Annotated in this window: 17 protein-coding genes; 11 read left to right on the top strand and 6 right to left on the bottom strand. The window is 25.3% G+C overall.

Going from position 1 to position 12,145, the window contains the following annotated elements:
* Positions 1 to 83: 83 nt before the first annotated feature.
* The 8 genes from ACD762_RS07050 to ACD762_RS07015 all read left to right on the top strand — a co-directional run bounded on the left by ACD762_RS07050 (position 84) and on the right by ACD762_RS07015 (position 7,456).
* Positions 84 to 830 (top strand): alpha/beta fold hydrolase, encoded by a 747-nt coding sequence (locus ACD762_RS07050; protein ID WP_423363271.1) that lies wholly within the window; start codon positions 84 to 86, stop codon positions 828 to 830.
* A gap of 17 nt (positions 831 to 847) precedes the next feature.
* Positions 848 to 1,858 (top strand): alpha/beta hydrolase, encoded by a 1,011-nt coding sequence (locus ACD762_RS07045; RefSeq protein ID WP_423363270.1) that lies wholly within the window; start codon positions 848 to 850, stop codon positions 1,856 to 1,858.
* A gap of 88 nt (positions 1,859 to 1,946) precedes the next feature.
* Positions 1,947 to 2,492 carry a phosphodiesterase gene (yfcE, locus tag ACD762_RS07040; protein ID WP_423363269.1) on the top strand — a complete coding sequence of 182 codons (546 nt, stop codon included), beginning with the start codon at positions 1,947 to 1,949 and terminating at the stop codon, positions 2,490 to 2,492.
* A gap of 75 nt (positions 2,493 to 2,567) precedes the next feature.
* On the top strand, positions 2,568 to 5,273 hold the full coding sequence (locus ACD762_RS07035) for a YhgE/Pip family protein (RefSeq protein WP_423363268.1): 2,706 nt from the start codon (positions 2,568 to 2,570) through the stop codon (positions 5,271 to 5,273).
* A gap of 74 nt (positions 5,274 to 5,347) precedes the next feature.
* Positions 5,348 to 5,629 carry a hypothetical protein gene (locus tag ACD762_RS07030; protein WP_423363267.1) on the top strand — a complete coding sequence of 94 codons (282 nt, stop codon included), beginning with the start codon at positions 5,348 to 5,350 and terminating at the stop codon, positions 5,627 to 5,629.
* Complete coding sequence (locus tag ACD762_RS07025) at positions 5,629 to 5,898, top strand: hypothetical protein (protein ID WP_423363266.1); 270 nt, start codon at positions 5,629 to 5,631, stop codon at positions 5,896 to 5,898. The genes ACD762_RS07030 and ACD762_RS07025 overlap by 1 nt, the downstream gene beginning before the upstream one ends.
* Positions 5,899 to 5,976: 78 nt before the next feature.
* Positions 5,977 to 6,444 (top strand): GNAT family N-acetyltransferase, encoded by a 468-nt coding sequence (locus tag ACD762_RS07020; protein WP_423363265.1) that lies wholly within the window; start codon positions 5,977 to 5,979, stop codon positions 6,442 to 6,444.
* Between the two features lies 1 nt (position 6,445).
* Positions 6,446 to 7,456, top strand: a complete 1,011-nt coding sequence (locus ACD762_RS07015) for an alpha/beta hydrolase (protein ID WP_423363264.1) — start codon at positions 6,446 to 6,448, stop codon at positions 7,454 to 7,456.
* A 20-nt stretch (positions 7,457 to 7,476) separates the two neighbouring features.
* Here the strand turns inward: ACD762_RS07015 and ACD762_RS07010 are convergent, their stop codons facing one another.
* Complete coding sequence (locus ACD762_RS07010; protein WP_423363263.1) at positions 7,477 to 8,178, bottom strand: MBL fold metallo-hydrolase; 702 nt, start codon at positions 8,176 to 8,178, stop codon at positions 7,477 to 7,479.
* A complete protein-coding gene (locus ACD762_RS07005) occupies positions 8,178 to 9,116 on the bottom strand; it encodes an aminoglycoside phosphotransferase family protein (protein ID WP_423363262.1) in 939 nt (312 codons plus the stop codon). Before ACD762_RS07005 ends, ACD762_RS07010 begins: the two co-directional genes overlap by 1 nt.
* Positions 9,117 to 9,328: 212 nt before the next feature.
* On the opposite strand from ACD762_RS07005, the gene ACD762_RS07000 reads away from it, so the two are divergent.
* Genes ACD762_RS07000 through ACD762_RS06990 form a run of 3 tightly spaced genes read left to right on the top strand, consistent with a single transcriptional unit; the run spans position 9,329 to position 10,767 of the window.
* Complete coding sequence (locus ACD762_RS07000; RefSeq protein WP_423363261.1) at positions 9,329 to 9,514, top strand: hypothetical protein; 186 nt, start codon at positions 9,329 to 9,331, stop codon at positions 9,512 to 9,514.
* Positions 9,515 to 9,538: 24 nt separating this feature from the next.
* A complete protein-coding gene (locus ACD762_RS06995; protein ID WP_423363260.1) occupies positions 9,539 to 10,108 on the top strand; it encodes a hypothetical protein in 570 nt (189 codons plus the stop codon).
* The gene (locus tag ACD762_RS06990; protein WP_423363259.1) at positions 10,093 to 10,767 is read left to right on the top strand and encodes an alpha/beta fold hydrolase; all 675 of its coding nucleotides are present in this window, start codon (positions 10,093 to 10,095) and stop codon (positions 10,765 to 10,767) included. Before ACD762_RS06995 ends, ACD762_RS06990 begins: the two co-directional genes overlap by 16 nt.
* Positions 10,768 to 10,828: 61 nt before the next feature.
* Here ACD762_RS06990 and ACD762_RS06985 read toward each other — a convergent pair whose 3' ends face one another.
* The 4 genes from ACD762_RS06985 to ACD762_RS06970 all read right to left on the bottom strand — a co-directional run bounded on the left by ACD762_RS06985 (position 10,829) and on the right by ACD762_RS06970 (position 12,049).
* Positions 10,829 to 11,038 carry a hypothetical protein gene (locus ACD762_RS06985; protein WP_423363258.1) on the bottom strand — a complete coding sequence of 70 codons (210 nt, stop codon included), beginning with the start codon at positions 11,036 to 11,038 and terminating at the stop codon, positions 10,829 to 10,831.
* Between the two features lie 152 nt (positions 11,039 to 11,190).
* Complete coding sequence (locus ACD762_RS06980) at positions 11,191 to 11,355, bottom strand: hypothetical protein (RefSeq protein WP_423363257.1); 165 nt, start codon at positions 11,353 to 11,355, stop codon at positions 11,191 to 11,193.
* Between the two features lie 198 nt (positions 11,356 to 11,553).
* The gene (locus tag ACD762_RS06975) at positions 11,554 to 11,712 is read right to left on the bottom strand and encodes a hypothetical protein (RefSeq protein WP_423363256.1); all 159 of its coding nucleotides are present in this window, start codon (positions 11,710 to 11,712) and stop codon (positions 11,554 to 11,556) included.
* A 178-nt stretch (positions 11,713 to 11,890) separates the two neighbouring features.
* Complete coding sequence (locus ACD762_RS06970; RefSeq protein ID WP_423363255.1) at positions 11,891 to 12,049, bottom strand: hypothetical protein; 159 nt, start codon at positions 12,047 to 12,049, stop codon at positions 11,891 to 11,893.
* Positions 12,050 to 12,145 lie beyond the last annotated feature (96 nt).

Raw genomic sequence — 12,145 nt, 5'->3', positions numbered from 1 at the left:
TAATTGCATAATTATTCAAAAAGAGGTAAAAATGTTGTATTATTATTATATGAGAAAAAGATTATAGATAGGATAGATAAAAAATGGAAATAAAGAATAAAAAATTTAAATATCAGGATATGACTGGACAAATATTTTATACCGAAAGTGATCAAGAACTGCCAGTGGTTTTCTTTTATCATGGATGGTCACAAAGTAGCAATTCTAAAAGAATAGTATTACTAGCAGAAAAATTAGCCGAAAATGACTTTATAGTAGTTCTTCCAGATGCATTAATGCATGGAGGTAGAGATGAAGGTAAAAAAAGAAAAGGAATCCATCTTTGGCCAATTATAACTAAAAGCAATGATGAATTTAATGATTTATGTAAGTATATTAGTAGTGAATTTAAAGTTAACAAGCAAAAAATAAATATTGCTGGTTTTTCAATGGGCGCAATTACTAGTCTTGCAATATTTAAAAATTACGATTTTATTAATTCTTGTATTCCAATAGCTGCAACAGCAAGTCCAATTGGTTATTCAACATATTTAATAAAAAATGACTTATTAACATACAAACAGAAAAAAACATATGATAATCAGTGTCATCATCTTCCTAATATTGACATTACTTATGATCTAGAAGTTATAAATAAAAGACATTTACACTTTATACATGGAAAAGATGATGGTATGGTTAATTATCATGAAGATTATGATTATTATTTAAAAATGAAAGATGAAGATTATGCATCGAAGACAACTTATGACTTATTAGAAAATACCAAACATGAATTGAATGATCAAGTATTAGAACTAGTAATATCTTACTTAAAAAAGGATAATTAGTATTTAGGAGGGGTAATATGAAGGATGTTATTAAATTTATTAAAACACATGTAATAGCTAGTATAATTATACTAATAATTACATATATAGGTATAAATGTTATCTTCTACATAAGAACTCCAAATCCAGTTGTTTACATGATCAGAAATAATGCATTTCCAATAAATGTAGATAAAAGAAATAAACAGTTTGTCTTTGATGGTAATAATAAAGCCTATATAGATTTAGAATACCCATCAGAACATACAGAAAATAAATTTGATTTGTTTGTCCCAGAAAATCCAAAGAAAAATAATCCAACAATAATTTGGGTGCATGGTGGAGGTTTTGTAGGTGGAGATAAATTAAGTATTAATGATTATGGTAAAAGACTAGCAAAAGAAGGATATTACTTTATCGCAATGAATTATGAATTAGCACCAGAATCAAAATACCCAACTCCAATTATTCAATTATCAGAACTAGTTAAATATCTACAAACATATAAAGATCATAATATAAATATGAATAATCTATTTTTAGCTGGCGATTCTGCTGGTGCTCAAATATCAGCTCAATTTGCAACCATACAGGCAAGTGCTTCGTATTCAGAATTAACAAAGATAAATTCAGTTATAAATATTAGTAAAATAAAAGGTGTATTATTGTATAGTGGAGTATATGATATAAAAGCAATGGCAACAACTAACTTTTTACCTTTAGATTATGTTTATGATAAAATAGGATGGTCATATCTAGGAAATAAAGATTGGAAAGATTCTTTAGAGGCTGTACAAATTAATTTTTTACCATATATAAATAACAACTTTCCTAATACCTTTATAACGGATGGAAACTATGTAACCTATACAGATCAAGCAAAAGCATTGGTCAATTTATTAGAAAAACAAAAAGTAAATGTAAGACCATTATTCTTTTCATATAATAATATAATTTCACATGTTTACATGTTTAATTTAAAAACCGATGCTGGAAAAGAAGCGCTAGCTAAAAGCTTAGAATTTATTGAAGAATATAGATTACAATAAAGTAACTTTACAAATAGACATTAAAGAGTTATATTAATAGATATTAAAAAGAAAGGGTATTATATTTCATAATATAATAGTGATATAAATGAAGATACTAATTGCAAGTGATATTCATGGAAGTGCTTTTTATACAAATAAATTAATCCAATGTATTTTAAAAGAAAAACCTGATAAGATCGTCTTATTAGGAGATTTACTCTACCATGGTCCACGAAATGATTTACCTAAAGAATATAATCCAAAATTAGTAATAGAACAATTAAATAAGTATAAAGATATAATATTAGCTGTAAGAGGTAATTGTGATAGTGAAGTAGATCAAATGGTATTAGAATTTCCAATGATGTCTGACTATTTAGAGTTATATATAAACAATCAACTATATTTATTTACACATGGACATTTATTTGAAAAAAATATACTACCCTCATTTAATAGGGGCTCAATAGTCATTTCAGGGCACACACATATTTCACAAAATAAATTAATAAATGGTGTATACTATTTAAATCCAGGTTCAATATCTATTCCTAAAAATAATACTGAGAATAGCTATATGATTATAAATAACAATATACTATATTGGAAAAATTTAGATGGAATAATATTTGATGAATTAAAGATTATGTAATGAACTAATTTATGCATCATAATTTAAAGGTGCATTTTTTTATGTTTAATAGCTTTTACAATATGGAGGGATATAATGAAAAAGCTTAAAAAAATAGCAAAATTATACAAACAGGATTGGAAAAGATTGACTAAAGCACCTTTAGCACTAATCCTTGTTATAGCATTAATGATAATACCATCATTATATGCTTGGTTTAATATAGAAGCCTTATGGGATCCATATGCTAATACTGGTAATTTAAAAGTTGCAGTGTACAGTGATGATTCAGGTAGTAATTTTAAAAAGATAAAAGTAAATATTGGTGATATGGTCAAAGAGGAATTACAAAGTAACAAATCATTAGATTGGCAGTTTACTTCATCAAAAGAACAACTTGATGAAGGAGTAAAAAGTGGTGAATACTATGCAGGAATATATATACCACAAAACTTTTCTAAAGATTTATTAAGCTTTACAAAAGGTGTTATAAATAAACCTGAATTAGAATATAGTGTCAATCAAAAGATAAATGCTATTGCACCTAAAATTACTGATAAAGGTGCTTCAAGTATTCAAGAGACAATTACACAAGAATTTATCAAAACATCTAGTACAAAAGTGATAGAAGTACTAAATGATGTTGGTTTTGAACTAGATGAAAATATCAATTCAATTACAAAAGTAAAAGAATTAGTACTATATATGGATGAGAACATGTCTAGTTTAGATGGGTATACTAAACAACTAAAAAATATTAATAAACAATTTCCTAAAATAGAAGCAAAATATCAAAAAGCAAAAGAATTATTTGATTATATGCCTGAAATAGATGCAGCTGGTAATAAGATTGTCTCTTTAAATAAAGATTATCCAGAGTACTTAAAAAAGGCTAGTGTTATCTTACAAGTTCAAAAAGATATACCATTAATAGAAAAGACAGGACAACAAATACATACCGTTAACAAAGATTTTGATAAAATTGCAAGTACAATGACTAATGGACTAAAACTTGCAGAACAATCATTAGAAATACTAGATGATTTAGAAAAAATTATTCCAGATATTAATAAATTAGTAGATAGTAGTAATGCAATGCTTGCACTATCTGATGAACAGGTGTCACAAATAAAGGAAGCTTTACCTATATTTGAAAAAAATACTAAATCAATGTTAGAAATACTTAGTGCTTCATTAGATAATGGAAGTAGTATTGTTAAAAGTTTACTTGTAATAATCAATGAAGATAATTTATATGCAAGTAAAGATAGAATTATAAAAGCATTAGATAGCTTAGAAGATTTAACAAATAAAAATATTAAATTAGTTGATAATAATATAGAGGCATTACAAGTTTGGGATGATGCAACTGATTCAGTAAGTTTAGCTAATTCGATTAACGAGCTTAAAACTATAAAAAAACAATTACAACAAACAAGTAAAGATGTTAGTAATGCAAAAACAAGTGTTAAAAATGCAAGTAATGCTACACAAATAAAAAATGCTATAAATACATTAGCAGATCAATATCAAGACTTGTCTAATGCTATTGATAATTTTAATGTAAATAGCATAATTAAAGATTTAGATAAAGTTTTAGATAAACTAAGTAGTGATATTAATAGTGCTCAAAATATTGTAGGAACAATCAAGAATATTGATTTAACCAAATTAATAAAAAATACTAAAACAACAATTTCTAGTGGTGTAAAAATATTAAAAGAGTATGAGAAACAATTACCAATACTAAAAAAACAGGTAGCTGAAGCAGATAAAATACTAAATAATAATATGAAAGATATCATAAAAGGGATTAATAAAGCATCAGCATTATATACAGATAAGGGAAAAGTAGTTCAAGATAAACTAAGTCTTGCCTCAACATTTATTTTAAATGATTGGCCTAAAGTTAAAACTGAGCTTTATAATGCAAGTGATAAAATAGATGCAAACCTTCCTCTTGCTAAAGAAGCTTTACACCTTGCAGATAATGTTATTGATGAAAACTGGGATGATGTTAAAACAGGAGTAAAAAAAGCCGCAAAAGCAATAAAAGCAGGTGAAAAGGATTATGATTTAAGCGAAGTTATTAAACTTTTAAAAAGTGATGCTACTAAAGAAAGCGACTTTTTATCTTCACCAGTAGAATTAAATACCAAAGAATTATATGCAATACCAAACTATGGTTCTGCCTCAACTCCATTTTATACCGCATTATGTTTGTGGGTAGGAGCGTTACTATTTTCATCTATTGCAACAACAAGAGTGCATATAGATAAAAAAGACAAAACAAAATATTCAAATAGAGAAAAATTTACAGCAAGAGGCCTAACCTTTATAACAGTAGGTGTAGTTCAGGCATTAGTTGCTAGTATAGGAGATATGATATTCTTAAATGTATATGTTTACAATCCTATCTGGTTTGTAGTATTCTCTATCCTAATATCTTTAGTATTTATGTCAATTATATACTCACTGGTTGCATTATTTGGAAATGTAGGTAAAGGAATAGCAATTATAATATTAGTTCTATCAATTTCAGGAGGAGGAGGAAACTTTCCAATTGAATTGTCAGGTGGTTTCTTTACATTTATCAATCCATTACTACCATTTACCTATGCAGTAAACTTACTCAGAGAAGCAGTTGGTGGAATCCTATGGACAGTAGCAATAAAAAATATAATAATTTTAATAATTTTTGGTTTAATATTCTTATTAGCTGCAGTTTTACTTTATCCAAAGATTACCAAAAAAGTTGCAAACTTAAGTAAGAAAGTAGCAGCAAGTCATTTATTACACTAGATATTAGGCAAAAAAACATCTTCTTTTATATAGTATATGGTATAATATCAAAAATAAACTATGGAGGTAAAAATATGAATTTTACAGATGTATTTCAAGAAATATTCTTAAAAAACAATGGGAATAAATACAATGAATATAACATGTATTTAGTTACAGCAATAGATCATGCTGATGATGAATATAAAGAAATTAACAATGAAGAAATAATAGATAAAAATAGAAAAAATGAGTTATGGTTAAATAGTTTTATAAAATTTTTAAAAGATAACAATGTAAGTGAAGATGCAATTAACAGTGCTAAAACAGCCGTGTTAGATGCAGTAGATTATTTACGTGTTATTGAGGTATCTTAGTGGAATACCAACATATTGAAGAATATTATTACTATTATAATGAACATGCAAAAGAGGGATTTGAACTGTATAAAGATGATATAAACGATACATTCAGTGCAGTAGATGATGTTTATGATAAACTATTAAAAAACAATAAAAAAATAAATAAAAAAGACTTTCAAAAAGCATTTGAAGCCGAATTATTTCATAAACATCTACCACATGATGTTTATGATTTAGCAGTAGAATCATTAGAACACATGATAAGACTAATTGAAAGATCATAAATATTAGAGCAAATGAGTAATACTTTTTAGTATTACTTTTTTATTTGTTATAATAAAGATAATAATGGAGGGATTAATATGAACATAAAAGAAAGTAGAGATGCTAATCTATTAGCTAAATTAAATGAACCAATACATAAATTACACTATGATATAGCACCAGATCTATTTAAACCATATGATGTAAATAGTATCGAAAAATGGTTTAAAGAAGAATTAAAAAAAGATAATACTTATTGCTTTATTGCATATGATGATAATGAATTTCCAGTAGGTTTTTTATTAGCTTATGAATTAGAAGAAAAAGAAGATGTTTTTCAATATAAAAGAAGTAAAATGCAAATTGAACAAATTTCAATATTAGGAGCATTTCAAAGCAAGGGCTATGGAAGTGCATTGATAGCTAGAATTGAACAATTAGCAAGTGAAAAAGGAATACGAGAAGTAGAAATAAATTATTGGTCAACAAACATAAGAGGAAAATTCTTTTATAAATGCAATGGTTATGAAATATATAGAGAAACAGTTAAAAAAAGAGTAATCTAAAATGAAAGAAGATACTAAAAGAAAAATACCTTATTTTCTCTTTATTTTATCTACCATTGTTTCAGCAATTGTAACCTTACTATTGAAAATATCACCATATCCAGTAACCTATTTAGCAAGATCTAAAGTAAAACCACATGCAAGACCAGATAGAAGCTATAAAAAAAATAAAAAAAGAGTAAAAGTGATTGAAGATGTTGGTTATGTATCTATTCACAAATTTAATCTATTAGATTTGTATTTACCTAAAAACACTCAAAAAAAACAACCTATACTACTTTTTATACATGGAGGTTGTTACATCTTTGGAGATAAAAGTGAATCAAAGTATTTAGCAACAACATTTGCTGCAAAAGGATATAATGCCGTAAGTATGAATTATCAAATTGCTCCAGAAGGACAATACCCAGCTCCACTTGAACAAATAAATGAAGTAATATTACAATTAAAAAAATTAGAGGAAATACATCCAACACTAGATACAAATAATATTGTATTAGTTGGTGATTCAGCCGGGGCACAATTAGTAGCTCAATACTCAGCCTTAGCTACTAATAAGAAATATCAAGAATTTTTAAATATCAAAACCATAATTAGTGAAAAAGAATTAAAGGGTGCTATGATGCTTTGTGGAATCTTTGACTTTGACTCACTATTTGAACAAATAACTAGTTATGAGAAAGTCTACTTTAAAGTTATTGGTTGGGCATATACAAAGAATCGTAATTGGTATAAGTCAGATTTTCCATCACAAGTTTCTATTTATAATCAAATAAGCAATAAATTTCCACCAAGTTTTTTAACTGATGGTAATACAAGAACTTATCAAAAACAAACTACTAAAATGATTTACAATTTAAATAAAAATCATGTACCTAATGAATCATTGATTTTCTCAGAAGGAATGGGAACAGTTTATCATAATTATTTCTTTGTACAATTTATTCCAGAATCAAGAATTTGTATCAATAGAATGTTTCAATTTTTAGAAACATATGCACCATTAAAATAAGCAACAAAAAAACTGAGAAATTACTTCTCAGTTTTATTAATGTAATCTGCTTTAAATACTTCAAGTAAATCCTTAGCTACAATAATATCAGCATCACTATGACTTAGAGTCATAATATTAGGATTTATTTTTTTAACAAGAGAAACACTGTTTAACAAACTTAGGTTATAGTTTTCACTAAATTGATTACGTGGAGGTAACAATCTCATATTTTCATAGTTAAATAAATCTCCAGCAATTAATACATCATCATCAACATGATAAAAGGCCATATAACCTTCAGTATGTCCTGGAACATGATATGGTTTTAAAGGACCAATCATTTCATAATTATCAATAGATATAGTTGGTAAAGCAGCAAGATCACTAGCTAATACATTTACATATTTATGCACTAGTCTAAACTTGTTAGCATCTGCAGTATAATTTACAACATTACTAATATAGGGAATTTCTAATATATTAGCATATATTAACACAGGAGATGCATTATAAATACTTTTTAATCCTGATATGTGATCTGCATGCCCATGAGTAATTAATATTGCCTTTAGTTTACCAAGTTTATTAATTTCATTAAGTATATTCTTACTTTGTGTTTGAAGTAAAGTATCAATTAAATAAACATCATTATCATCTTTTATAAGCCAACAAGAAAATACCTGATTTCCAATAAAATCCTCTATTTTATAAATGTGTCTACTTATTTGTCTAATTTTCATTATATTTTTCCATCCTCTTTTAAAACATTAATATTTTGTTGATACCATTTAGGAATCATTGAATTAAAACAATTATAATAATCAATACTTTTATAGCCAATAAGTTTTACCTTATGTCTAAAAGTACTCTTAAAATTAACAGCCCAATTTTGTAAAGTTAGAATATTGTGTGCAATATTCAAAGCATGAATATTCCAAAAAGCTGTAGGGGGTTGTCCATCAAAATAACCTATTAAAACACCAGTAGTAAAAATATGATTAAAACTAGTATCAAATAGTTCAAGTTTACAGAAATCTTCATATGGTTCAGAGATTGTTAGTCGATCAAAGTCAATTATATATAACTCATTATCTTTGAAAATCATTTTATCTTGATAAAAATCATTATGGATATAAGTTATTGGAGAATTTTCATAATAAAATAAGTTATTTTTAATAAACTCAATTATAGGTTGATCATTTTCAAGCCTTTGTTCAGAATTTTCATAATAAATAAGTTCAAATGTTTTACTAGTTTTAATAGTTTGAACACTTACACCTCTAGTATCATTAGCAGGTATAGCATGAATTTCTTTCAAAAGTTTACCAGTTTTGATACCAAGTGTATAGATATCATCAAATTCTAATCTTTCTATTACTTGATCAAAAGGACTACCTTCAATCCAATCTAATAATAAATAAACACTTTTATTATTATTACATGTTCCAAAACTAAGTAGTTTTGGTATATTAGAAACAGCTTTATTATTTAATTGTTGTATAGCTAAAGCTTGTTGTTTTTTTTCTTGATATAGTTGAATAGGGCTAACTCTTAATAACATTTTATTATTAAACTCATCCTCTATATAATATTTTTTATCATTACCAAATCCTAAATTCAGCAAGACAATCTCTTTCCAAGTACTAAAACCTGGAATATTTACAAATCCAGTAAACATAATATCAACTCCCTTAATTATCTATTATATTATAGCTTAAATATGTGTTATTCAGTTGAAAATACGCTTAATTTTATACAATCTTAAAGAAAAGTACATTTATAACTCATTAAAATAGCCTTTTTTAATAAATAATTACTATAACACAGGCAATTAGCTTATTTATATACATTTATCATGTTATAATTTAAAAATAAGAAAGAGAGGATATTATGAAAATAAAAATACTAATTGCATTATTGTTATGCATTTCATTTAGTTTAGGAGTATTTAAAAGCACTAAATCCTCAAAGACACCATTTAACATAAATCTAAATACTAATAACAATAATAAAGATTTAAATAGTGTAGAAGACTTATTAATTACTCATGGGAAAGAGATAATAAGTTTAAAGTAATACTGAAAGTATAGAGGGAATAAAATGGGAATGAAAAATAAAAAAACAAGAAGGGTAGTACTAGCATTTTCATTATTTATAGGGCTAGTATTAGTATTTAATGTAGGAGTACAAATTGGCTATTTAGTAGCGGATAAGAGTGAAAATAGTAGCATTAATGAAGCAGAAAGCACTAAAGATGAAAACAGTAGTGAAGACTCTTTACTTAGTGATGAAAACTTTATTTCAACATTGAAAAAGACATTAAGCAATCAAGCAGATGTAAAACATGTTCCAGAAGATGAATCTGTGCATGTAATACCTACAGATGAAGATCTAATAGATGCTTTAAATAATGTTGCTTATAATCAAGATAATCTTGAGTTTTGGGAAGAAATCAATTTAACATTTTTAGAACTTAGTAATTATACTGATATGAACATTATAATGGTTAATCCAGTAAATCAAGAATATATGTTACTTTGGGTAGTTCAAGGTTTAGTGAAGTATGATTTTGTACAAGAGTTAAATACTAATAGTCAAGATGCTACTCAAATTGTTAATGTTTTGAATAATTGATACTATAGGAGTGGTATAAAATGTATGCAGCAGTAAATAAAATTAATCTTTATTATAAAAAAAATGGTTACAACAGTGATACAATCATTTTTCTACATGGAAATGGAGAAGATCACACAATTTTTGATAAACTTGCCTTAAAATTTAAAGATGAATATCGCTTAATTCAAGTAGATTCTCGTAGTCATGGACAAAGTGATACAGTAGGTAATTTAAGTTATTATGATATGGCACAAGATATATATGAGTTAATAAAAACTCTAAATCTAAGAAGAGTAATCATAATAGGCTATAGCGATGGAGCTAACACTGCTTTACTACTAGCAAGTAAATATCCTTTCTTAATAAAAAAACTAGTGTTGTGTAGCCCAAATAGTTGTTTAGAAGGACTTAAAAAGACTGAAATAATAAAGATGAAAGCTAGTTACTTATTAAATAGAAGTGATAAGTTAAGATTAATGCTTCAACAAGAAGAAGTAACTAAAGAACAACTAAATAAAATTAGTTGTCCAACTTTAATATTAGGTGGAAGTAATGACTTAATTAAACAAGATCATTTTAAATATTTAAACAAAGAGATTATAAAATCACTTTTAAAAATATACAAAAATAAAGACCATTATGATTATTTAATTAATTCAGATTTTATTTATAAAGATGTAGACTATTTTTTAAGAAAAAATATTTTATTATAAAACAAAAAGTAGTAATGATACTTAAATCATTACTACTTTTATTTAGCTATTTTAATTAAAATTATTTATCTATTCTAGTACGAGTATTTGAATAGTAATCATAATCATAAATACAATTACTAAAATCAATCTTAACAATCATACGTGATTTACATTTAGGACATAAAGTCTCAAAATTTTCAACATTATCAATAAAAGAACAATCTTTATTAAGACATCTTCTTTCTAAAATCTTTGAAAATTTTTTAATTTGATTTCTTGTTGGATTCATTTACATTTCCTCCTGTATTAGTATTATAATTTATATATATAATATCATAAATTATAAAAATAAGGTAAGAATTGTATTTTTTTTATCAGTTTAATATGTGTTAAAATTTTTGATATAAAAAAACAACTAAATTAATAGTTGATGTTTATTTTTTATTTTGATAAAGCATTATCTACTAATCCAATGATATACTCACTTCTAGTAGTTTTAGATGCACCTTTATTACTTGAAATTGGGAAGGCTTCTTCTACCATATCAATTATATAATTTTTTGTTTCTGTTTTAAATGCTGAAATACCTTTTACTATTTTTGCCATATTAATTACCTCCTATTTCTTACTCTTATATTATAAAATAATTCTATCGATTTTACTTTGTTCTATAAATAAAATTATTATCATCCTTTTGTAAAAAAACACAAAAAGGTTTTATATAAACATATAATAAAGATTGATATATAGTATAAAATTTATATATCTATAAAAAATAACTACAAAACTGTAGTTATTAAAGGATTATTTAGACAATGCATTATCGATTAAAGATATAATGTGTATTGTGTTTTGTTTTTTAGTTATACTCTTTCTATTTGAAAAGGCATTATCAATTGTTGAAATAATAAAATTTTTGTTTGCACCTTTTTTAGATGAAATACTTGCTAATAATTTATTCATAATAATTTACCTCCTATTTATTTTATACTTATATTATAAATTATATATATAAGTAATTATTTGTTTATTTAAAAAATAATTTAATAGTTATTTGTGAAAATTTACAAATATTTTTTTATAAGTCTATAATTGAATATTAAGTATAATAAAGCAACTACATTAAGCAGTTGCTTTATTATTATTTAGATAAGGCATTATCTATTAGTGAGATAATGTGATTTACTTGTTGTTTTCTACCTAAACTCTTTTTATTTGAAAAGGCATTATCAATAGTAGAAATTATATAGTTTTTATTTGCACCTTTGTTTGAAGTGATGCTTTGTAATAGTCTTGCCATAATAGTATACCTCCTGTTTATTTTTATACTTATATTATAAATTATATATATAAGATATATTTTGTTTTATAAGAAAATATACTAACTGTTTTTTGT

The sequence above is a fragment of the Mycoplasma sp. P36-A1 genome (assembly GCF_049478495.1).
In the GTDB taxonomy this organism is placed as follows: domain Bacteria; phylum Bacillota_I; class Bacilli_A; order JAJDGJ01; family JAJDGJ01; genus P36-A1.
This window is presented reverse-complemented; position numbering and strand designations above follow the sequence as displayed.